Raw genomic sequence first — 21,720 nt, 5'->3', positions numbered from 1 at the left:
CTTGATGAAAAAGGACTGTCACTTTTCATCATTCATCAGGAGGGGCCCATGGCGGGTTCGCCCAGGTTCGTCTTTGCGTCCGACTCGTTCAAGGGGACGCTGACCTCTGCGGATGCGGCGCGCCTGCTCGAGGCGGCGGCGCGCCGACACGTTCCCGGCTGCGCCTGCGTGGCGGTGCCCATGGCGGACGGCGGCGACGGCACGGTCGAGGCGCTCGTCGCGGCCTGCGGCGGAGACCTGCGGCGCGTTTGCGTGGCCGATCCCTTGGGCCGTCCGGTCGAGGCCGCCTACGGCATGCTGCCCGACGGACGCGCCATCATCGAGATGGCAGCCGCCTCGGGCCTCCCCCTGCTCGCTCCGGGCGAGAAGAACCCGCTGCTCACGAGCACCTACGGCACCGGCGAGCTCATCCGCGCCGCGCTCGACGCCGGCGCGCTCGACGTGACGCTCGCCATCGGCGGCAGCGCGACCAACGACGGTGGCGCCGGCTGCATGCGAGCTCTCGGCGCGCGCCTCCTGGACGTCTCCGGCCGTGAGCTCGCGGGCTGTGGCGCCGACCTGGCGCGCATCGCTTCGATCGACCTCTCCGGCCTCGACCCGCGCGTCGCCCGGACGAGCTTCCACCTCATGTGCGACGTGGACAACCCGCTTCTGGGCCCGGACGGCGCGAGTGCAGTCTATGCCCCGCAAAAGGGAGCCACGCCCGCGATGGTCGCCGAGCTCGACGCCGGCATGGCAAACTACGCCCGCGTGCTCGAGCGGACCTTCGGGCGCGACTTCGACGTGCCGGGCGCCGGCGCGGCGGGCGGCCTGGGTGCGGGCGCGATGGCGTTTCTCGGTGCGCAGGCGGGCAGCGGCATGGCGCGCGTCCTCGAGCTCACGCGCTTCTCGGAGGTGCTGGCGGGGGCGGACCTCTGCGTCACGGGGGAGGGGCACGCCGACGCGCAGACCGCGCGCGGCAAGGTCGTGGCTGGCGTGGCGGCAGCCTGCGAGGCTGCGGGCGTGCCCTGCGTGGCGGTGGTGGGCGGCATGAGCGCGGACGCGGCGGCATCGGTGCCCGGCGTCGCGGCGTGGGTGCCCACGGCCATCGACGCGATGCCGCTCGAGGAGGCGCTCTCCCGCGCGGAGGAGCTCTACGCCCTCGCGGCCGAGCGGCTCTTCTCGCTGCTGGCGCTGGGCGCGCGCCTGGGCTGAGCGCCGGCCCGCCCCGAGACGGCCCGGCCCCTACTGCACGACGACGGCGCCCTCGGGCAGCGTCAGCTCCGCGTCCGTCGCCACGACCACGTTGTTGCCGGGCTTGCGCGGCTCGTCCGCCCACTCGGGGACCACGGCCACGTGTGCGAACTCGCGCCCGAAGGCGTCCTCCACCTCGCGCAGCGGCCTGTCACCGGGTCCCTCGCAGGAACAGCGCACGTTTGCTAGGTAGACGCCGCCCTCGGCGAGCCGCGAGCGCAGCACGCGCGCCCCCTCCGAGGTCTCCAGCGGCCCGAGCGGGCGCTTGCCGGAGAAGGCGTCGTTGACGATCACGTCGTAGGGCTCGGTCGCCGCGCGCAAAAACGCCCAGGCATCGCCCGTCACCAGCCGGAGCCGCCCGTCCTTCTCGGCCCCCGTCTTCTCGAGGCATTCGTCGAGGAAGAAGCGCTCGCGCGCGAGGCGCGTGATCGCGGGGTCCACCTCCACCACGTCGGTGCGTGCGGCGGGCACAAAGGCCGCCAGGTACTTGGGCAGCGAGTAGCCGCCCCCGCCCATGACCATCACGCGCACGGGCCGGTCCAGCCCCTCGATCACGGACGCCATGACGCGGTGGTAGACGCAGGCAAGCTCAAAGCGCAGGCCATCGGGCACGTAGCTCACGGACTGGAAGGTTCCGTTGACGTTGAGCAGGCGCACGGGCGTGCCGTCGGCGTCGGCGGAGTCAAAGACCAGCGTGAGGCCAAACTTGGTCCGGCGCATCTCCACGCCGCGCCGGCGCAGCAGCCATGGCAGCGCGGCCAGGATGGCCGTGCAGACAACGGTCAAGATCGCCAGGCCGATGAAGAACTCTTTCACGGGACCTCCCCGGGGCCTCTCGCGAGCCCGCGTGCCGCGGCAATTCTCGCGTTTAGAGATTGTGAGTAGGGTGCAACGTCGGCTATACTAGCTGATGCTGTATTGGGCCTGTGCGCCCACGAGACACATCGCACCGGAAGGACACTTCATCATGATTCTTGGCCTGGGTATCCCTGAGCTGCTCATCATCCTCATCGTCATCCTCGTCATCTTTGGGCCCAAGAACCTGCCCAAGATCGGCTCCGCCCTCGGCAAGACCGTGAAGAACGTCCGCGAGGGCATGGAGGAGGGCTCCGAGGACAAGTCCGAGAGCCCCGTCGAGTCTCACGACGAGCCCGTCGAGGTCATCGAGGACGAGGATGACGCCGACGCCCCCGAGACCAAGTTCTGCTCCAAGTGCGGCACCAAGAACTCCGCCGACGCGGGCTTCTGCTCCAAGTGCGGCACCAAGCTCGACTAACCTCACGCGCCAGATAGGGAGCAGAGCATGGACAACACCAAGAAGATCGAGCTCACCCCCGAGGGCCGTCAGCGCCTGGTGGACGAGCTCGCCTATCGCGAGGGCGAGAAGCACGACGAGATCGTCGAGCGCATCAAGGAGGCACGCGGCTTTGGCGACCTCTCGGAGAACTCCGAGTACGACGCCGCCAAGGAGGAGGAGGCCCGCAACGCCTCCCGCATCAACGAGATCCGCCAGATCCTCTCGATCGCCACGGTCGTCGAGGCCGGCAGCGGCGAGCTGACCGTCTCCATCGGCACCACGGTCGAGCTCGAGGACGAGAAGGGCGCCAAAACGAGCTTCACGATCGTCGGCACCACCGAGACCAACTCGCTCGAGCACAAGATCTCGAACGAGTCCCCCGTGGGCGCCGCCCTCGTGGGCCACAGGGAGGGCGACAAGATCGAGGTCATGGCGCCGTCCGGCAGGAGCAGGAGCTACACCATCACGGCGATCAGCCGCTAGCGTGCCCTGACCCCGCAAAAGTGAAACGTGGCGCCCCGTGTCTGCGGCATCGCAGGTGCGGGGCGCAGTCTGTGAGACATGAGGAGAGACCATGGCCCAGGAGACCACCGTCGGCGCCCCCGCCGGCACCGCAGCAACCACTGACGAGCGCTCGATGCGCCGCGCGCGCCGCCAGGCGCTCATTGACGCGGGCGTGAACCCGTACCCCATCGCGTCCGAGGTGACGGCCCACGCCGCCGAGCTTGAGGAGAAGTACGCCGGCCTCGAGGACGGCGCGGACACCGAGGACGTGGCAAGCGTCGCCGGCCGCATCAGGGCGCTGCGCAAGCAGGGCAAGGCCGCCTTCATCGTGCTCGAGGACGTGAGCGGCTCCATTCAGCTCTTCTGCCGCCACGACGTGCTCGGCGACGAGGGCTGGGCGCTTCTCTCCAACCTCGACCTCGGCGACATCCTGGGGGCCACGGGCACCATCCTGCGCACCCGCCGCGGCCAGCTCTCCGTCTCGCCCGCGCGCCTCACGATGCTCTCCAAGTCCCTGCGGCCGCTGCCCGAGAAGTTCCACGGCCTCACCGACCGCGAGGTCCGCTACCGCCAGCGCTACGTCGACCTCATCATGAACCCCGAGGTCCGCGACGTCTTCCGCAAGCGCAGCCAGATCGTCTCCCTCATCCGTCGCTTCATGGAGGCCGATGGCTACATGGAGGTCGAGACGCCGATGATGCACGCCATCCTCGGCGGCGCCAACGCCAAGCCGTTCGTCACGCACTTCAACGCGCTCGACCGTGACTTCTACCTGCGCATCGCCACCGAGCTTCCGCTCAAGCGCCTCATCGTGGGCGGCCTCGAGCGCGTCTTCGAGATCGGCCGCAACTTCCGCAACGAGGGCATGGACCTCACGCACAACCCCGAGTTCACCTCGATGGAGGCCTACTGCGCCTACGCCGACCTCGAGGGCATGAAGCGCCTCTCCGAGGGCCTCTTCAAGATGATCGCGCGCGAGGTCTGCGGCTGCGAGGAGGGCCACGAGGTCATCACCTACCAGGGTCAGACGATCGACATGTCCGGCACCTGGGCGAGCCGCCCGCTCTCCGAGATCGCCTCCGAGTGCGTGGGCGAGCAGCTTACGATGGACACCCCCATTGAGCACCTGCGCGAGCTCTGCGAGAAGAACGGCATCGAGGTCCAGCCGAGCTGGGGCCCCGGCAAGCTGCTCTTCGAGCTCTACGACGAGCTGGGCGAGAAGACCATCGTCAACCCCACCTTCGTCTGCGACTACCCCGAGGAGGTCTCCCCGCTCTCCAAGCGCAAGCCCGAGGACCCGCGCCTCACCGACCGCTTTGAGCTGGTCATCGCCGGCCACGAGTACGCCAACGCCTTCTCCGAGCTCAACGACCCCGTCGACCAGGCGGGACGCTTCGCCGAGCAGGTCGCGGCCAAGGGCCTGGGCGACGACGAGGCCATGGGCTACGACTACGACTACGTGCGCGCGCTCGAGTACGGCATGCCGCCGGCGGGTGGCATCGGCTACGGCATCGACCGAATGGTCATGCTCTTCTGCGACCAGCCCGCCATCCGCGACGTGCTGCTCTTCCCGGCCATGAAGCCCGAGACCATCACCAAGGCGGACATCGAGGCGCAGGTCGCGGGCGTCGTGACCGACAACACGGCCGCCTCCGTCGACGCCATCGCCGCCGACAGCGAGAAGGTCGCGGCCGCGGTCGAGGGCCCCGCGGCGCTTGTCGCCGGGATCTCCCGCGACGAGGCGCTCGTCCTGCTCGCCGCGCACAACAAGGAGGAGTTCCACCTCAAGCACGGTGCGACCGTGGGCGGCGTGATGCGACAGTTTGCGCTCCAGGAGGACCCCGACAACGCCGACTTCTGGGAGGTCGTGGGCATCCTGCACGACCTCGACTGGGAGGAGCACGCGGACGACCCCGTGGGCCACACCACCTACGCCGGCGAGCTGATCCGCGCGGCGGGCGGCTCCGAGGCGCTGGTGCGCGCGATCCAGTCGCACAACTCGATGAACAACCCCGACCTGCCGGCGCCGGAGCTGCCCATGGAGAAGGTCCTGTTTGCCGTTGACGAGCTCACGGGCCTCATCGGCGCGGCGGTGATCATGCGCCCGAGCAAGTCCGTCATGGACTTCGAGGTGAAGTCGCTCAAGAAGAAGTTCAAGGACAAGCGCTTCGCCGCGGGCTGCAACCGCGACGTCATCCGCCAGGGCGCCGAGCTCTGCGGCATGGAGCTCGACGAGCTCTTCGCCCGCACGATCGCCGCGATGCAGGCCATCGCGCCGGACCGCGACACGTTTGGCAAGTAGCGCCTCCCCGGCAGCGCCCGCGCCTGCGAGCCCGCCCGCACTTCTCGCCCGCACTCGTAAGTGCGCGCAAGAAGTGCGGGCTTTTCTCGATGGGGGGGCGCCACGCCAAGGGGTGCCGGGCCAGGGGGGCGCCACGCCAAGGGGCGCCGGGCCAATGGGTGCCGGGCGCCCTCACTACCAGCTGGGCTTCTCGCTGGGTATGGCGGGAAGCGTCTGGCTGAGAAGGACCTTCCTCGCGTGCGTCGCCCCTGCGTCTTCGAGCGTGCGTCGAACCCGTGCCTCGAACTCCGGCCCCTCGGTCTTGGCGAGCGAGTGCGCGATGCTCGCGAGGTAGCCGCTCAGGGCGTGGACGGTGCGCACGTTCTTGTAGCTCGCGGGGAAGACGGAGATGCCGCACCTTTGATAGTCTCGAATCCGTCGCTGGTCCTCCTCGAAGGCCGCCTCGCTTATGTGGTCCTTGCCGTTGTACTCCCCGGCAGTCAGGTGTCCGGGCCAGTTAAAGTCCGGCCGCATCTGCTTGTGCTCGATGAGATGGTGCACATCCTGTGGCCAGTCGATGGGCTCGTTCTCAAGAAAGGCGGGAGCCTCGATGCCGCCGAGGTGCTCGGGCAGCTTGAACGCGAGCGAGAGCAGCGTCTCCTCTGGCGATCCTGCGCCGCTCTGCACGAGCGCGGCTGCGTGACGCGCCTGTCTCAGCCCCCGGATTCCCTCGAGGTTGCCCAGAAGCCCGACGATTTTCTCGGGTGATTGAACCGGCTCGAGCTCGAAGGCGCAGGGACCGTGCGCGGGGTCGCTTGGGTCGCGGGCGTATAGCCCGCACGCCTCCATGGGAAACGTGAGCAGCTTGATGAAGGCGGCGTTTGGCGTGAGGGCGTCACGTTTGACGAGCCTCTGGACCTGCTGCTCCATGCGCACCAGGCTCAGTCCGGGGGACTCGACGAACAGGTGGAGCTCGCCGCTCCCCGCATAGGGCCAAGGATCCCCGCTGGCCTGAATGACCTCTAGAAACGAGTCCTCGGGAAGGCGGGTGAGAAGGGCGCGGGACGAGAGGCACGCGGCAGACGAGCGGCTTTCGCGCGAGAAGAACGTGAGCGAGAGAGGCTCGGCGGGAGAGAACGAGCACAGGTCCTCCGGTAGAGCGAGCCTGAGGGCGGCGATGTCAATGGGGGATTGGCGGGAACGGCGGTGGGCGTTGCCGGCGGGCACGAGGGCGAGGTCCGGGTCCTTGCGAGCGATGCGCGTCAGCTTGAGCGAGTCGGTTCCGGCGAGAAAGACGTCCACGCGAGCCTCCTTTCGAGTGGTCCTCCTTAAGGGGGTTGGCTTCTTGGCGGAAAAGCCTAGCAAGGCGAGCGTACGGAGAGCTGCGTCTTAGCTTGGTGGGAGCTTTCGCGCAGCTTTCGGATGGCCGCGGGTGAGAGGGGCCGCGCAGGACACGGCACCGGAACAAGAGGGCTCCGTTCGCGCGGGATGGGCGCGGCTCTGCACGGGAAATCCACGGGTCGCGATGTTTTGCCTGTTCGAAGGATTAGGCGAGATGCTGGCGCTCGTCCCCGGAGGAGGCCTTGTGCGAGAAGTGCGCGCTGGGCCGCACTCTATGCGCGCACTTATGAGTGCGGGCGAGAAGTGCGGGCGGTTTTTGGGCGGGGCGACCTCGAGTGCGCGGTCCTTCTCGGAATTTGTCGTCGAGTGTTCGCATCCAGTGCGTTGGAGCCCGCACTCAATGCGCGAAGTCTCCAAGTGCGTTGTTCTTCTCGACCGATGCCGAGAAGTGCGGGCGGGCGTTCGGGCGGGCTTCTGGGCTCAGGCGAGAAGTGCGGGCGGGCTCCCGGGCTCCGGCGAGAAGTGCGCTCATCGTCACGTGCGTCACAGAGAAGTGACGCCCCGTTTGCGCGGACGGGCGTGTGGGTACAAACTATAGCTGTGAAACTATCGCGAGAGGACAACCTCAATGTTTGAGAAGTTCACCGACAAGGCGCGCAAGGTCATGAGCCTCGCGCAGGACGAAGCCAGAAGCCTCGGGCAAATGTACGTGGGCACCGAGCACCTACTGCTCGCCCTCATCAAGGAGGGCGAGGGCGTCGCCGCCCAGGCCCTCGCCAAGCTCGACATCACCTACGACGAGACGCTCGCCACGGTCCGCGGCCTCACTGCCAGCGACAACGAGCCCGTCCCCGGCGGCCACATCCCCTTCACGCCGCGCGCCAAGCGCGTGCTGGAGGGTGCCTACCGCGAGACCATGACGCACGGCCAGAACTACATCGCCACCGAGCACCTACTGCTCGGCATCGTCTCCGAGGGCAACGGCCGCGCGATGGACGCCCTGCGCCAGATGGGCGTCTCGGGCGACGCCGTCCGCAACGCCGTGGCCGAGCTCTCCTCCAAGCAAAGCGAGGCCCCCCGCCAGCCGGCGGCCGCCGACGTCCGCATGGCGGGCTTTGGCGGACCGCAGCAGCCCGGCGAGGAGGGCTCCGTGCTCGAGCAGTACGGCCGCAACCTCACCAAGCTGGCCACGGACGGCAAGCTCGACCCGGTGATCGGCCGCGACCGCGAGATCGAGCGCGTCATGCAGGTCCTCGCGCGCCGCCAGAAGAACAACCCGCTCATCCTCGGCGACCCGGGCGTGGGCAAGACCGCGATCGTCGAGGGGCTCGCGCAGCTCATCGCCTCGGGCAACGTGCCCGACATCCTGCGCGGCAAGCAGATCTGGACGCTCGACCTCGCGAGTCTCGTCGCCGGCTCCAAGTATCGCGGCGAGTTCGAGGAGCGCATGAAGAAGGTCGTGCGCGAGCTCGAGGAGTCCGAGAACGACATCCTATTCATCGACGAGATCCACACCGTCATCGGCGCCGGCTCGGCCGAGGGCTCCATTGATGCCGCATCGATCTTGAAGCCGCCCCTCTCGCGCGGCGAGATCCAGGTCATCGGCGCCACCACGGCCGAGGAGTTCCGCAAGCACGTCGAGAAGGACTCGGCGTTCGAGCGCCGCTTCCAGCCGGTCAGCATCGGCGAGCCCAGCCCCGAGGACACCGTCAAGATCATCGAGGGCCTCAAGGACCGCTACGAGAAGCACCACCACGTGAGCTACACCGACGACGCCGTCCAGGCCGCGGTGACGCTCTCGAGCCGCTACGTCCAGGACCGCTTCCTGCCGGACAAGGCCATCGACGTGCTCGACGAGGCCGGCGCTCGCACGCGCGTCCACAAGATGGCGCTGCCGCCCGAGATCGCCCAGGTCGACGCCGACCTGGCACGCGTGCGCGAGGAGAAGTCCGCCGCCGCGGCGGCCCAGGAGTTCGAGGACGCCGCGCGCCTGCGCGACGAGGAGAAGGCCCTCGTGTCCCAGCGCGACGAGCTCGAGACCGCCTGGCGCGAGCGGCTCGCCGCCAACGTGGTGACCGTCGACGAGGACGATATCGCCGACGTGGTCTCCTCCATGACCGGCGTGCCCGTCTCGAGCCTCACCGAGGCGGAGGCCTCCAAGCTCCTGCGCTGCGAGGACGTGCTGCACCAGCGCGTCGTGGGCCAGGACGAGGCCGTGACCAAGGTCGCCAAGGCCATCCGCCGCAGCCGCTCCCCGCTCAAGGACCCGCGCCGACCGGGCGGCTCGTTCATCTTCCTGGGCCCCTCGGGCGTGGGCAAGACCGAGCTCGCCAAGGCGCTCGCGGAGTTTCTCTTTGGCTCCGAGGAGGCGCTCATCAGCTTTGACATGTCCGAGTTCATGGAGAAGCACACCGTCTCCAAGCTCGTGGGCGCCCCTCCCGGCTACGTTGGCTACGACGAGGGCGGCGAGCTCACCAAGGCGGTGCGCCGGCGTCCCTACTCGGTCGTGCTCTTCGACGAGGTCGAGAAAGCTCACCCCGACGTCTTCAACGTGCTTCTCCAGATCCTGGAGGAGGGCCGGCTCACCGACGGCCAGGGCCGTCACGTGGACTTCTCCAACACCGTCATCATCATGACGTCCAACATCGGCGCGCGCGACATCGCGCAGACCACCACGATGGGCTTCTCGGCCCAGGGGGCGTCGGGCCTCTCCGACAAGGAGATCACGAGCCGCGTCATGTCCGAGCTCAAGAAGCACTTCCGCCCGGAGTTCCTCAACCGCGTGGACGAGGTAGTGGTCTTCAAGTCGCTCACGCCCGAGCAGCTGCGGGGCATCGTCGAGCTCATGGTCGCCGACCTCCGCGAGCGCCTCATCGCGCAGGGCATGTCCATCGAGCTCACCGACGCCGCGCGCGACCTCGTGGCCAAGGAGGGCGCCGACCCGGTCTACGGCGCACGCCCGCTGCGCCGCGCCATCCAGACGCTCATCGAGGACCCGCTCTCCGAGGAGCTGCTGCAGGGTCTGTGGCATCGCGGCGAGATCATTCGCGTGGACGAGAAGGACGGCCAGCTCGTCTTTGAGCACGCCGTCGGCGAGATCCCCGCGCCGCGCCGCCGCGAGCACCTCATGGGCCCGGAACCGGCGCCGCTGCCCGAGCCCTCCTCGGGCGCGCCCGGAGCCGGCGGGCTGCTCGCTTCCGGGGCGTAAACAACGTCCTGGCGCTGAGCACCTAGCCGTCAAAACGGGGCGGGGCGGCATGTGACAATTCAACCTGCCCTAATTGTTACATGCCGACCTGCCCCGCTTCGCGCCGCGCGATATACTCAGACTCAATAAGGGAGCCGGCCCGCATGCGTGCCGGCAGCGCACGAAGGGCCGCCCATGGATGCCACCCAGCTTGACACCGGTGCCGCCGACCGCGAGCAGCGCCTCCAGGACGCGATCAAGAACACCGCGCCCGGGACCCCGCTGCGCTTGGCGCTCGACATGATCCTCGCGGGCCACCTCGGCGCCCTCATCTGCGTCGGCGACACGGAGAACGTGCTGGCCGCCGGGGACGACGGCTTCAAGCTCGACGTCTCGTTCACGGCCAACCGCCTCTTCGAGCTCTGCAAGATGGACGGCGCCGTGGTCATCGACCGCGACTTCACCAAGATCTTGCGCGCCAACTACCACCTCAACCCAGACCCGTCGTTGCCCACGTCCGAGACGGGCACGCGCCACCGCACGGCGGCCCGCATGAGCCTGCTCACCCGGGCGATGGTCGTCTCGGTCTCCTCTCGTCGCTCGATCATCAACGTCTACGTGGACGGCAAGGGCTTCCAGATCAAGCCGGTGAGCGATTTGCTCACGACGGTCAACCAGCTGACCGTCGCCATGCAGAACACCCGCTCCCAGCTCGATCGCAACCTGCTGCACCTCACGAGCCTCGAGCTCGACAACATGGTCACGCTCGGGGACCTCACCGACCTCTTCTACCTCTTCGAGGCGCTGCTCACCGCCGGCAGCGAACTCGACGACTGCATCGTCCAGCTCGGCCGCGAGGGCAAGATCGCCCAGATGCAGCGCGACGAGTACCTCGCCGGCGTCGACGAGGCCTACACCCTCATGATTCGCGACTACGCCGCGGACTCCTCCGAGGAGACCGCGCGCACCGTGCGCCGCCGCCTGCACGACACCGTCAACACGCAGCTGCGCTCCGCCAAGACCGTGGCGCGCATCCTCGGCTTTGGCGACGACTGCGGCGAGGACAGCATCATGACCCCGCTCGGCCTGCGCACGCTCTCGCGCGTGCCCGTCGTGCGCGAGGGCATGGCCGACAAGATCGTCGACGAGTACGGCTCGCTGCAGGAGGTCCTCGAGGCCGTGGACGACGACCCCTCACGCCTCGGCAAGATCGGCGTCAAGAATCCCGACGTGCTCGCCAACAGCCTGCACCGCATGTGGGGGAAGGGCGAGTGATGGGCGCCGGCGCCCCCTGCCCCGAGGCGTGCGCCTGCCGCGTCGGCTCCGCCGAGCCCCCCGCCGACACCTGCGCCGTCATCGTCGCGGGAGGCTCGGGCGAGCGCTTTGGCGACCCGCGCGGAAAGCAGTTCGTCGAGCTCGCCGGCCTGCCCCTCATGTGCTGGTCGATCGCCGCGTTCGAGCAGGCGCCGTCGGTGGCGCGGCTCGTGGTGGTCTGCGCCCCGGACCGGGCGGCGCAGGTCGAGAAGGACGTGCTCGCGCGGCTCTCCCTCAAAAAGCCGGTGGCGCTCGCCCCGTCCGGGGCGACCCGTCAGGATTCGGTGCTCTCCGGGCTGGGGGCGGTCCCCCGCGACCTGGAGTTCGTCGCCGTCCATGACGCCGCGCGGCCGCTGGTGGAGGCCGAGATGATCGAGGCCGCGATCGCGGCGGTCCGCCAGGATCCGGCGCTTGCCGGCGCCATCCTCGCGACGCGCTCCGTCGACACCCTCAAGCTCGTCGAGGGTACGACCATCGTGGCGACGCCCGACCGCAGCTTCTATTGGGCCGCCCAGACCCCGCAGGTCTTTCGGCGCCGGGTCCTTCTCGCCGCGCACAAGGCCGCCGCGCGCGACGAGTACCTGGGGACCGACGACGCCTCCCTGGTGGAGCGCATGGGCGGCAAGGTGCGCGTGGTCGAGTCCTCGCGCGACAACATCAAGGTCACGCTGCCCGAGGACCTGGCCCTTGCCGAGGCCGCTCTCGAGCGGCGACTGCTTGGGTGACCCAGGGGGCAGGGGCTTGGCAGACTTGACAATCTCGTCAGGTTATATTGTCAAGCGCGAGCGCTTGACAATATAACCTGACGAGATTGTCAAGTCTGCCAGAAAGGAACTGTCATGCTGCGCATCGGACACGGCTTTGACGTGCACGCGTTCGCGGAGGGGCGCCGTCTGGTGCTCGGAGGCGTCGACGTGCCGTGCGAGCGGGGGCTCGCCGGCCACTCCGACGCCGACGTGCTCGCCCACGCGCTCATGGACGCCGTGCTCGGTGCCATGCGCGCGGGTGACATCGGGGGTCTCTTTCCGGACACCGACCCCGCCTACGAGGGCGCGGACTCGCTCGTCCTGATGCGCCGCGTGGCCGAGCTCGCGCGCGAGCGCGGCTACCGCATCCTCGACGTGGACTGCACCGTCGCGGCGCAGGCGCCCAAGCTCGCGCCCCACCGCGATCAGATGCGCGCCAACATGGCTGCCGCGCTGGGCGTGCCCGTGGATGCCGTGGGCGTGAAGGCCACGACCACCGAGCGGCTCGGGTTCGTGGGCCGCGAGGAGGGCATCGCCGCCTGGGCCGTGGCCCTTCTCGACGACGGCCGGTAGTCCTTCTCGGCCTGCTGAGCTCGCGCGACGGGCGCCGCGCCGCGTAATGCGCCGCGTTGCTTAGACTTTCCGGCCCATCGCGCTGACAGTCCGTTTTGCGCTTACAAATCCGCGCGAATCGCAGCCGCCCCGCCCGCGCCCCGCCCCCGCGCCGGGCGAGAAGAACTCACCCCGCGGGCGCCGCGCTATACTGGTCGGAACGTTTCCGACAGACACCCAAGGAGCGCGCATGCTCGTCTACAACAGTCAGACGCACAAGAAGGAGGAGCTCGTCCCCATCGAGCCCGGCAAGATTCGCATGTACGTCTGCGGCCCCACCGTCTACGACCAGATCCACATCGGCAACGCGCGGACCTTCCTCGCGTTTGACGTGATCCGTCGCTACCTCATGTACAAGGGCTATCAGGTCACCTTTGCCCAGAACCTCACCGACGTGGACGACAAGATCATCAACCGCGCCAACGAGTGCGGCCGCACCGCGGCCGAGGTCGCCGAGGAGTGCTCGGCCGCCTTCATCGAGCAGATGCACCGCTTTGGCGTGCTCGACCCGGACATCCGCCCGCGCGCCACGCACGAGATCGAGGCCATGCAGGAGATGATCACGCTCCTCATCGAGCGCGGCGTGGCCTACCCGGTGCCCTCCGGCGACGTCTACTTCTCCGTGCGCGCCGACCACAGCTACGGCATTCTCTCCGGCCGCGACCTCGACCAGATGCGCGCCGGCGAGCGAGTGGAGGTCAACGACGAGAAGCGTGACCCGTTTGACTTCGCGCTCTGGAAGGCCGCCAAGCCCGGCGAGCCGAGCTGGCCCAGCCCCTGGGGCGACGGCCGTCCCGGCTGGCACACCGAGTGCTGCGCGATGATCCACCGCTACCTGGGCACCCCCATCGACATCCACGGCGGCGGCGCCGACCTCATCTTCCCGCACCACGAGAACGAGACCGCCCAGGCCATGTGCGCCTGGGACACGGCGCTCGCCAACACCTGGATGCACACGGGGATGCTGCGCGTCAACGGCGAGAAGATGTCCAAGAGCCTCGGCAACTTCTACACGCTCAAGGAGGTGCTCGACAAGTACCCGGCCGACGCCGTGCGTCTGCTCATGCTGCAGACCCACTACCGCGCGCCGCTCGACTTCTCCTTCGAGCGCCTCGAGGGCGTGGCCGGCACGCTCGAGCGCCTCGAGACCTGCGCGCGGAACCTCCGCTGGGCCGCCGAGCGCTCCCCGCAGGACGGCGAGCTCAACGACGCCGACCGCACCCTCGGCCGCAAGATCGACGAGGCGCGCGAGGAGTTCTGCCGCCAGATGGACGACGACTTCAACACCGCGGGAGGCCTCGCCGCGATCTTCTCGCTGGTGACCGCCGCAAACACCTATCTGGCAGAGGCCGCCGACGACACCTCCACCGCCGTCTGCCTGCGCGCTGCGGACATGCTCTGCGAGCTCGCCGACGTGATGGGCATCGGCCTGGGCCGCTCCGCCGGCGACGACGACCTGCCCGCCGGGCTCGTGGACCTCGCGCGCGACCAGGCCGGCTACGAGGGCGCCTCTGCCGCCGAGGCGGCCGAGGCCCTGCTCGCCGCGCGCCAGGCGGCACGTGCCGAGAAGAACTGGGGCGTCGCTGACGCCATCCGTGACGGCATCACCGCGCTCGGCCTCGTGGTGGAGGACACCGCCTCGGGCGCGCGCCTGCACCGCAAGGAGTAAGCGTGGCAAAGAATCAGTCTCGTACGCCCGGCCGCGACGTGCGCGGCGGCAAGGGCAAGGGCGGACGCCCCCAGGCGGGGCGCTCCGGGCGCCCCGGGTCGGGCAGGGGCCAGCGTGCCGAGAAGGGCCGCGTGCCCCGTCCGCTGCCGGGGGCCGCGCGCCGCGGGCCGCAGGAGCGCGGCGACCTGATCGAGGGACGCCGCGCCGTCGAGGAGGCGCTCGCCTGCGGGATGCCGCTGCGCTCGGCGCTCGTGCAGGAGCGCTCCGGCGAGCGCGACCAGGCGCTCGAGAAGATCGCCGCGCGCCTGGGCGAGGCGGGCGTGCCCGTCGAGCGCGTGCCGCGCGGCAGGCTCGACGCGCTCTCCAGCCACGGGGCGCACCAGGGCGTCGTCGTGCGCACGTGCCCCTTCGAGTACGCGTCGCTCTCCGAGGTCATCGCCGCGGCGGGCGAGGGTCCGGCGCTCGTCGTGGTGCTCGACCATGTGACCGACCAGGGAAACTTCGGCGCCATCGTGCGCACGGCCGAGGTCGTGGGCGCGGCGGGCGTCGTGGTGGCCAAGGCGCGCGCCGCCTCGGTGGGCGTGGGCGCCTACAAGACCTCCGCGGGCGCCGTCATGCACCTGCCCATCGCGCAGGTGCCCAACCTCGCGCGCGCGATCGAGGAGCTTCAGGCGGCGGGCTTTTGGGCCTGCGCCGCCACCGAGCACGCCGAGCAGGACGTCTGGCACGCGCCGTTTGCCGGGCGCCTCGCCCTGGTGATGGGCTCGGAGGGCGAGGGCATCTCGCGCCTGGTTGCCGAGAAGTGCGACTTTTCGTGCCGCCTGCCTCAGCGCGGGCGCGTGGAGTCGCTCAACGTCGCGCAGGCCACGACGGTGCTCTGTTACGAGTGGCTGCGCCGGCAGGAGACGGGCGGCGAGGCGGGTGCCTAGGACCGGCGCCTCGCGCGAACTGCTCGTGGTGGACGGCTACAACGTCATCTACAAGTCCTCCCGCTACCTCGACCGCATGGACGAGACGAGCGAGGGCGACCCCTTCGAGCAGGCGCGCGAGCTGCTCATCTCCGACGTTGCCGCCTACGCGAAGGGCCGCTTCGAGCCGGTGATCGTCTTCGACGCCGCGGGCAACGTCTCGCCGGAGCGCCCCGACCTCTCCCGGGCCGGCGTGCGCGTGATCTTCTCGGCGGCGGGGGAGTCCGCCGACGCCGTCATCGAGCGCCTGGTCACCGAGGCGCGCCTCGCGCCGCACGCGGTGACGGTGGTGACATCGGACCGCACGATACGAGCGACGGTGGGCGGCATCCCGGTCACGCGCGTTTCGAGCGACGTGCTCGTGGCCGACGTGGGCGCCCTCGCGGTGGAGTATCGCCGAGAAAACGATGCGCGGCAGACCCAGCACATGCGCCTCGAGGACCGCATCGACCCGGCCGCGCGCGAGAAGCTCTGGCGGATGCTGCGCGGCTAGCAGTCGGGGCGCGAGACAAACGAGCCTGTCCCCTCGTCTCACGCCCCCTCGTCCCATCCGTTCCGCTATCATTGACGAACGCGCCGGCATGGCTCAATGGCAGAGCAACGGTTTTGTAAACCGTGGGTTGGGGGTTCGACTCCCTCTGCCGGCTCCAGAATTATTTTTCGAGGCCGTGGCCCAAAAGGGTCGCGGCCTCGCGTTCTTCTCGGTAAAAATAAAGTGGTTGACCTGCGGATGTGTGCTGCTCGTGATGATGGATACGCCCGGCTGGGGGGTATACGTTGACAAGTTCTTGCGCACGCCGTATTCTACTATCCGCTTGCGAGGGAGAACGCGCCTCGCGGGTGGCTGAAAACGGAATGGGGATGTGGCACAGCGGCAACTGCGGCGGACTGTAAATCCGCTCCCTCTGGGTTCCTTGGTTCGAGTCCAAGCATCCCCACCATCTGCCCGTGTAGCTCAGTCGGTAGAGCACTTCGTTGGTAACGAAGAGGTCACCGGTTCAAATCCGGTCGCGGGCTCCATTTCCGCCATTCAGTCGCAAGGCACCACGCCGGTGTAGCTCAGTTGGTTAGAGCACGCGGCTCATACCCGCGATGTCACTGGTTCGAGTCCAGTCACCGGTACCAGAGTTCTTGGCGGCGCTTCGGCGCCGCTTGGCATAAGAACGAAGCAAGTACATTGGAAGGCCAGAAGGTCGGTTCCAGAAGGAGGATGGCAATGGCCAAGGAGAAGTTCGATCGTTCCAAGCCCCACGTAAACATCGGTACCATTGGTCACGTCGACCACGGCAAGACCACCACGACCGCGGCCATCACCAAGGTCCTCTCCGAGACCGAGGGCTGCAAGGCCGACTACACCGCCTTCGAGAACATCGACAAGGCTCCCGAGGAGCGTCAGCGCGGCATCACCATCAACGTTGCCCACATCGAGTACGAGACCTGGGAGCGCCACTACGCTCACGTCGACTGCCCGGGCCACGCTGACTACATCAAGAACATGATCTCCGGTGCGGCTCAGATGGACGGCGCCATCCTCGTCATCGCCGCCACCGACGGCCCCATGGCCCAGACCCGCGAGCACATCCTTCTCGCTCGTCAGGTCGGCGTCCCCTACATCATCGTCTTCCTGAACAAGTGCGACATGGTTGACGACGAGGAGCTCATCGACCTCGTTGAGATGGAGACCCGCGACCTCCTCACCGAGTACGACTTCCCCGGCGACGACCTGCCGATCATCCGCGGCTCCGCTCTCGGCGCCCTCAACGGCGAGCAGAAGTGGGTCGACTCCATCGTCGAGCTCATGCACGCCGTCGACTCCTACATCCCGACGCCCCCGCGTGACAACGACAAGCCGTTCCTGATGGCCATCGAGGACGTCATGACCATCTCCGGCCGCGGCACCGTCGCCACCGGCCGTGTCGAGCGCGGCGAGCTCAAGCTCAACGACCCCGTCGAGATCGTCGGCATCCGCGAGAAGCAGACCTCCGTCGCCACCGGCATCGAGATGTTCCGCAAGACCATGGACTTCTGCGAGGCTGGCGACAACGTCGGCATCCTCCTGCGCGGCATCAAGCGCGAGGACATCGAGCGCGGCCAGGTCATCTGCAAGCCCGGCTCCGTCCAGCCGCACCAGAAGTTCACCGGCGAGATCTACGTCCTCACCAAGGAGGAGGGTGGCCGTCACACCCCGTTCTTCGCCGGCTACCGTCCGCAGTTCTACTTCCGCACCACCGACGTCACCGGTGACATCTCCGAGCTCACCGACACCAACGGCACCAAGGTTGAGATGGCTATGCCTGGCGACCACATCACCGTCACCTGCGAGCTCATCCACCCGATCGCCATGGAGCAGGGCCTCAAGTTCGCTATCCGCGAGGGTGGCCACACCGTCGGCGACGGCCGCGTCTCCTCGATTCTCGACTAACTTCACCAGAAGCTAGTTCAAGACCCGGCGTTCTCGCGACGCCGGGTCTTTTTTGCGCGTACTTCTCGCTATTTGCGGATTTTGTGATGCGAGCCGTGTCGTCGTCAGGGGGTTGACAGTTCGGGCAGACCGATGGTATCGTTCTCCATCGCGTCACGTTCGAGGGAAACCCCCTCCAACGAGAAGTTCTTCAGGAGGATCAATGCGTACTCTAGTTACCCTCGCGTGCACCGAGTGCAAGCGCCGCAACTACACCACGGACAAGAACAAGTCCAACAACCCCGATCGCATGGAGTTGAAGAAGTACTGCCCGTGGTGCCGTAAGCACACGCTTCACAGGGAGACCCGCTAACCAAGGTGGGTTTTCATCACAGGCCAGTAGCTCCAATGGTAGAGCGGCGGTCTCCAAAACCGTTTGTTGAGGGTTCGAGTCCTTCCTGGCCTGCCAGATTTCACCACCGGCTTTCCCTTCGGGGTTAGCCGGTTTCCATGTAAGGGACCGTTTTCTTAGGAGTCGAGGGATGGCCAACAAGGACCGTAACAAGAGGAGCGTCCGCAAGGCGCGAGCCGAGGAGCGCGCTCGCGTCGAGGCTGCGCGCGCCGCCTCTGAGCCCGAGGACGCCAAGAAGGCGGTCGAGAAGAGCGAGAAGGCCGCCGCCAAGGCAGAGAAGAAGGCCGCCAAGGAGGAGCGCGCCAAGGCGCACCCCGGCCCCATCCGCCGTCTGCGCAACTATCTCGGCGACGTCCGCTCCGAGATGCGTCGCGTTGTGTGGCCCTCCAAGAGCGAGCTCAAGAGCTACTCGGTGGCCATCATCGCGATGCTCATCGTCTTTGGCATCATCATCTGGCTCGTCGACTCCGGTATCGTCGCCGCGCTCGTCGGCTACACCGGCCTGAGGGGGTAGACCATGGCTAAGCGCTGGTACGTGATTCACACCTACTCAGGGTACGAGAACAAGGTCAAGGCAGACCTCGAGCACCGCATCGAGACCTATGGCCTCGAGGACAAGGTCGTGGACATCCAGATCCCGACCGAGGAGGTCACCGAGATCAAGGACGGCGGCAAGCGCGAGACCAAGGAGTCCAAGGTCTTCCCGAGCTACGTCCTCGTTCGCATGGAGATCGACGACAACACCTGGGCCGTCGTGCGCAACACCCCCGGCGTGACCGGCTTCGTCGGTCTCGACGGCAAGCCGACGCCGCTTCGTCGCGACGAGTTCGACAAGATCATGCGTCGCTCCGGCGGCCGCGGCACCTCTGCCCCGGCGCCCAAGCGCACCGCCACCAACATCGAGGTCGGTCAGTCCGTCAAGGTCCTTTCCGGGCCCCTCGCGGACTTCGACGGTCTCGTGTCCGAGGTCATGCCCGAGTCCGGCAAGGTCAAGGTCATGCTCACCATCTTCGGCCGCGAGACGCCCGTCGAGCTCACCCTCGACCAGATTTCGGTCATCGGATAGCAGACATCCCGCCCACCCGGCATCGGTGAGGATAGCTTCTCGGGCTGGGCGCCTTCATAGATCGCAACGACAGAGTCCCCAAGGAGAGAGACATGGCCAAGAAGCAGGTCACCAACTTCATCAAGCTCCAGATTCCCGCCGGCGCCGCCAACCCCGCGCCTCCCGTCGGCCCCGCCCTCGGTGCCGCCCAGGTCAACATCATGCAGTTCTGCCAGGCCTTCAACGCCGCTACGCAGGACAAGGCCGGCGACATCATCCCGGTCGAGATCACGGTCTACGAGGACCGCAGCTTCGACTTCGTCTGCAAGACCCCGCCTGCCGCTGAGCTCATCAAGAAGGAGCTCGGCCTCAAGGGTGGCTCCGGCGTCCCCCAGCGCGACAAGGTCGGCCAGCTCTCCCAGGAGCAGCTCACCAAGATCGCCGAGATCAAGATGCCCGACCTCAACGCCAACGACATCGAGGCCGCCAAGAAGATCGTCGCCGGCACCGCTCGCTCCATGGGCGTCACCATCGCCGAGTAGCCAGCACTGATGAAGAGGGACCGTCCCTTTTCGTCATCGATGTGGGAGGGCGAGAAGCCCGCTGACCACAGGAGGTAAGAACATGCCTAAGCACGGAAAGAACTACAAGGCCGCCGCCGCCAAGGTCGACAGCACCAAGCTCTACACCCCGAAGGAGGCCATGGAGCTCGCCAAGGAGCTGTCCCCCGCCAAGTTCGACGAGACCGTCGAGGTCGCCGTCCGTCTCGGCGTCGACACCCGCAAGGCCGACCAGAACGTCCGCGGCTCCATCGCGCTGCCCCACGGCACCGGCAAGACCGTCCGCGTCGCCGTCTTCGCCGAGGGCGAGAAGGCCCGCGAGGCTGAGGCCGCCGGCGCCGACGTCATCGGCTCCGATGACCTCGTGGCCCAGATCCAGGCTGGCGAGCTGAACTTCGACGCCGCCATCGCCACGCCCAACATGATGGGCAAGGTCGGCCGCCTCGGCAAGATCCTCGGCCCCCGTGGCCTCATGCCCAACCCCAAGCTCGGCACCGTCACCATGGACGTTGCCAAGATGGTCGGCGAGCTCAAGGCCGGCCGCGTCGAGTACCGCGCCGACCGCTACGGCATCTGCCACGTCCCGATGGGCAAGGTGTCCTTCGACACCCAGAAGCTCGTCGAGAACTACGGCGCGCTCATCAACGAGCTGCTCCGCGTGAAGCCGTCCAGCGCCAAGGGCAAGTACGTCAAGTCCGTCGTCGTCTCCACCACGATGGGCCCTGGCATCAAGATCGACTCCACCAAGACCCGCAACCTCATGGACGAGTAGCGGGAGCGCGTTCTTCTCGCTTGGAGATTTCTTGATTGCTTGACGGGCGTCCTTTGCCGTGACACAATGTCACGCGCAGGACGCCCGTCCTGCGTTACGTCTGCACGTTCCGCTGCCAAAGACAGCCGGTGCCGCAAGGCTTAATGGGAAATCCCGCCTGCCGAGGTGGTCTCAGAGATTGCATCCTCGAGGACCCCGCTTTGGCTGCGCCAGCGGGGTCTTCTTTTGCGGAGGGCCCGCCTGTTGGCGGCTCGTGCCCGAAGCTCTATGAGGAGGTGTACAGAACACATGCCGTCCAAGTCCAATGTCGCTATGCTCGAGAAGGTCGCCAGCTCCCTGGAGGCCGCCGGTGGCGTCTTCGTTGTTGACTATCGTGGCCTCTCCGTCAAGGAGACCCAGGAGGTCCGTCGCGCCCTGCGCGCGGCCGGCGCCGAGATGAAGGTCTACAAGAACAACATCGTCAAGATCGCCCTCGAGAACGCCGGGATGCCCAACATCGACGAGATGCTCTCCGGCACCTGCGCCTACGTCTTCTACGAGAAGGACCCCGTCGATGCCGCCAAGGTCATCAAGGAGCAGTCCGATAAGCTCAAGAAGATGGCGTTTGTCGGTGCTATCGCCGATGGCAAGGCTCTCACGGCCGATGAGGCCAAGGCCTACGCCGACCTGCCCAACCGCGAGCAGCTCATGGGTCAGATCGCTGGTCTCATCAGCGGCTTCGCCCGTGGCATCGCCGTGTGCGTCAACGAGGTCCCGTCCGGTCTCGCCCGCACCATCAGCGCTGTCTCCGAGCAGAAGCAGGCCGCCTAGCGGTCAGACGCGGCTCGTCCGCACCCCGAGGGGCGCATCGCGCCTCGCAACCACACAGACCATCCGCGCACGACGCGCGGGATCGAAAGGAAACCAAAAATGGCTAAGCTTACCACCGAGGAGATCATTGACGCCCTCAAGGAGATGACCCTTCTCGAGGCCTCCGAGCTCGTCAAGGCTATCGAGGACACCTTCGGCGTCTCCGCCGCCGCCCCCGTCGCCGCCGTCGCCGCCGCTCCGGCTGCCGGCGCTGCCGCCGAGGAGGAGGAGAAGACCAACTTCGACGTCGTCCTCGAGTCCTTCGGCGACAACAAGATCGCCGTCATCAAGGTCGTCCGCGCTCTGACCAGCCTCGGCCTCAAGGAGGCCAAGGAGGTCGTCGAGGGTGCCCCCAAGGCCGTCCTCGAGGGCGCCAAGAAGGAGGACGCCGAGGCCGCCAAGAAGCAGCTCGAGGAGGCCGGCGCCGTCGTCACCCTCAAGTAAGTTCGCTTACTTCGGGTCACGCGATCGCGTACCTTCAAGGGGTCGGGCCCACGGGTCCGGCCCCTTATTGTGTGCGTGCAGAGCC

General features: G+C 67.8%; 21 protein-coding genes and 5 tRNA genes. 24 read left to right on the top strand and 2 right to left on the bottom strand.

The window, feature by feature from the left end; genetic code table 11:
• The first annotated feature begins 48 nt into the window (after positions 1 to 48).
• Positions 49 to 1,194 carry a glycerate kinase gene (locus tag B5F85_RS03930; protein WP_087314588.1) on the top strand — a complete coding sequence of 382 codons (1,146 nt, stop codon included), beginning with the start codon at positions 49 to 51 and terminating at the stop codon, positions 1,192 to 1,194.
• A 30-nt stretch (positions 1,195 to 1,224) separates the two neighbouring features.
• Here the strand turns inward: B5F85_RS03930 and B5F85_RS03925 are convergent, their stop codons facing one another.
• Positions 1,225 to 2,049 (bottom strand): fused MFS/spermidine synthase, encoded by an 825-nt coding sequence (locus B5F85_RS03925; protein ID WP_087314586.1) that lies wholly within the window; start codon positions 2,047 to 2,049, stop codon positions 1,225 to 1,227.
• 151 nt (positions 2,050 to 2,200) lie between these two features.
• Between B5F85_RS03925 and tatA the strand changes: the two genes are divergently transcribed.
• From tatA to lysS, 3 genes are all read left to right on the top strand, one after another.
• On the top strand, positions 2,201 to 2,509 hold the full coding sequence (tatA, locus tag B5F85_RS03920) for a twin-arginine translocase TatA/TatE family subunit (protein WP_204204620.1): 309 nt from the start codon (positions 2,201 to 2,203) through the stop codon (positions 2,507 to 2,509).
• A 27-nt stretch (positions 2,510 to 2,536) separates the two neighbouring features.
• Positions 2,537 to 3,013 carry a transcription elongation factor GreA gene (gene greA, locus B5F85_RS03915; protein ID WP_087314584.1) on the top strand — a complete coding sequence of 159 codons (477 nt, stop codon included), beginning with the start codon at positions 2,537 to 2,539 and terminating at the stop codon, positions 3,011 to 3,013.
• Positions 3,014 to 3,104: 91 nt separating this feature from the next.
• Positions 3,105 to 5,336: a lysine--tRNA ligase gene (lysS, locus tag B5F85_RS03910; protein ID WP_087314582.1), complete on the top strand. Its 2,232-nt coding sequence runs from the start codon at positions 3,105 to 3,107 to the stop codon at positions 5,334 to 5,336.
• 174 nt (positions 5,337 to 5,510) lie between these two features.
• Here lysS and B5F85_RS03905 read toward each other — a convergent pair whose 3' ends face one another.
• Positions 5,511 to 6,617, bottom strand: a complete 1,107-nt coding sequence (locus tag B5F85_RS03905) for a hypothetical protein (RefSeq protein ID WP_087314580.1) — start codon at positions 6,615 to 6,617, stop codon at positions 5,511 to 5,513.
• Between the two features lie 667 nt (positions 6,618 to 7,284).
• On the opposite strand from B5F85_RS03905, the gene B5F85_RS03900 reads away from it, so the two are divergent.
• From B5F85_RS03900 to rplL, 20 genes are all read left to right on the top strand, one after another.
• Positions 7,285 to 9,864, top strand: a complete 2,580-nt coding sequence (locus B5F85_RS03900) for an ATP-dependent Clp protease ATP-binding subunit (RefSeq protein ID WP_087314578.1) — start codon at positions 7,285 to 7,287, stop codon at positions 9,862 to 9,864.
• A gap of 174 nt (positions 9,865 to 10,038) precedes the next feature.
• Positions 10,039 to 11,118 (top strand): DNA integrity scanning diadenylate cyclase DisA, encoded by a 1,080-nt coding sequence (gene disA, locus B5F85_RS03895; RefSeq protein ID WP_087314575.1) that lies wholly within the window; start codon positions 10,039 to 10,041, stop codon positions 11,116 to 11,118.
• On the top strand, positions 11,118 to 11,882 hold the full coding sequence (gene ispD / locus B5F85_RS03890) for a 2-C-methyl-D-erythritol 4-phosphate cytidylyltransferase (RefSeq protein ID WP_087314573.1): 765 nt from the start codon (positions 11,118 to 11,120) through the stop codon (positions 11,880 to 11,882). Before disA ends, ispD begins: the two co-directional genes overlap by 1 nt.
• A 114-nt stretch (positions 11,883 to 11,996) precedes the next feature.
• A complete protein-coding gene (ispF, locus tag B5F85_RS03885) occupies positions 11,997 to 12,476 on the top strand; it encodes a 2-C-methyl-D-erythritol 2,4-cyclodiphosphate synthase (RefSeq protein WP_087314571.1) in 480 nt (159 codons plus the stop codon).
• 229 nt (positions 12,477 to 12,705) lie between these two features.
• Complete coding sequence (gene cysS / locus B5F85_RS03880) at positions 12,706 to 14,184, top strand: cysteine--tRNA ligase (protein WP_087314569.1); 1,479 nt, start codon at positions 12,706 to 12,708, stop codon at positions 14,182 to 14,184.
• 131 nt (positions 14,185 to 14,315) lie between these two features.
• A complete protein-coding gene (gene rlmB / locus B5F85_RS03875) occupies positions 14,316 to 15,113 on the top strand; it encodes a 23S rRNA (guanosine(2251)-2'-O)-methyltransferase RlmB (RefSeq protein WP_239386663.1) in 798 nt (265 codons plus the stop codon).
• On the top strand, positions 15,106 to 15,645 hold the full coding sequence (locus B5F85_RS03870) for an NYN domain-containing protein (RefSeq protein WP_087314566.1): 540 nt from the start codon (positions 15,106 to 15,108) through the stop codon (positions 15,643 to 15,645). Before rlmB ends, B5F85_RS03870 begins: the two co-directional genes overlap by 8 nt.
• A gap of 82 nt (positions 15,646 to 15,727) precedes the next feature.
• Positions 15,728 to 15,802 (top strand) — tRNA-Thr (locus B5F85_RS03865).
• A gap of 207 nt (positions 15,803 to 16,009) precedes the next feature.
• A tRNA-Tyr gene (locus B5F85_RS03860) sits at positions 16,010 to 16,093 on the top strand.
• Positions 16,094 to 16,096: 3 nt separating this feature from the next.
• Positions 16,097 to 16,172: transfer RNA gene (locus B5F85_RS03855), tRNA-Thr, on the top strand.
• A 28-nt stretch (positions 16,173 to 16,200) separates the two neighbouring features.
• Positions 16,201 to 16,277: transfer RNA gene (locus tag B5F85_RS03850), tRNA-Met, on the top strand.
• A 91-nt stretch (positions 16,278 to 16,368) separates the two neighbouring features.
• Positions 16,369 to 17,574, top strand: coding sequence for an elongation factor Tu (gene tuf, locus B5F85_RS03845; protein WP_158094556.1), 1,206 nt, complete (start codon positions 16,369 to 16,371; stop codon positions 17,572 to 17,574).
• A 202-nt stretch (positions 17,575 to 17,776) separates the two neighbouring features.
• Positions 17,777 to 17,926, top strand: coding sequence for a 50S ribosomal protein L33 (rpmG, locus tag B5F85_RS03840; protein ID WP_072374082.1), 150 nt, complete (start codon positions 17,777 to 17,779; stop codon positions 17,924 to 17,926).
• Between the two features lie 20 nt (positions 17,927 to 17,946).
• Positions 17,947 to 18,022 (top strand) — tRNA-Trp (locus tag B5F85_RS03835).
• A gap of 73 nt (positions 18,023 to 18,095) precedes the next feature.
• Positions 18,096 to 18,479, top strand: coding sequence for a preprotein translocase subunit SecE (secE, locus tag B5F85_RS03830; RefSeq protein ID WP_087314562.1), 384 nt, complete (start codon positions 18,096 to 18,098; stop codon positions 18,477 to 18,479).
• A 3-nt stretch (positions 18,480 to 18,482) separates the two neighbouring features.
• Positions 18,483 to 19,031 (top strand): transcription termination/antitermination protein NusG, encoded by a 549-nt coding sequence (gene nusG / locus B5F85_RS03825; RefSeq protein WP_087314560.1) that lies wholly within the window; start codon positions 18,483 to 18,485, stop codon positions 19,029 to 19,031.
• Positions 19,032 to 19,123: 92 nt separating this feature from the next.
• Entirely contained in the window at positions 19,124 to 19,552 is a 429-nt protein-coding gene (gene rplK, locus B5F85_RS03820) for a 50S ribosomal protein L11 (protein WP_087314558.1), read from the top strand.
• 82 nt (positions 19,553 to 19,634) lie between these two features.
• Complete coding sequence (gene rplA / locus B5F85_RS03815; protein WP_087314556.1) at positions 19,635 to 20,342, top strand: 50S ribosomal protein L1; 708 nt, start codon at positions 19,635 to 19,637, stop codon at positions 20,340 to 20,342.
• A 288-nt stretch (positions 20,343 to 20,630) separates the two neighbouring features.
• Positions 20,631 to 21,152 carry a 50S ribosomal protein L10 gene (gene rplJ, locus B5F85_RS03810; protein ID WP_087314554.1) on the top strand — a complete coding sequence of 174 codons (522 nt, stop codon included), beginning with the start codon at positions 20,631 to 20,633 and terminating at the stop codon, positions 21,150 to 21,152.
• A 99-nt stretch (positions 21,153 to 21,251) separates the two neighbouring features.
• Positions 21,252 to 21,635: a 50S ribosomal protein L7/L12 gene (gene rplL, locus B5F85_RS03805; RefSeq protein ID WP_087314552.1), complete on the top strand. Its 384-nt coding sequence runs from the start codon at positions 21,252 to 21,254 to the stop codon at positions 21,633 to 21,635.
• Positions 21,636 to 21,720: the final 85 nt, after the last annotated feature.

It is taken from the genome of Olsenella sp. An293 (genome assembly GCF_002159495.1).
Lineage (GTDB): Bacteria > Actinomycetota > Coriobacteriia > Coriobacteriales > Atopobiaceae > Thermophilibacter.
This window is presented reverse-complemented; position numbering and strand designations above follow the sequence as displayed.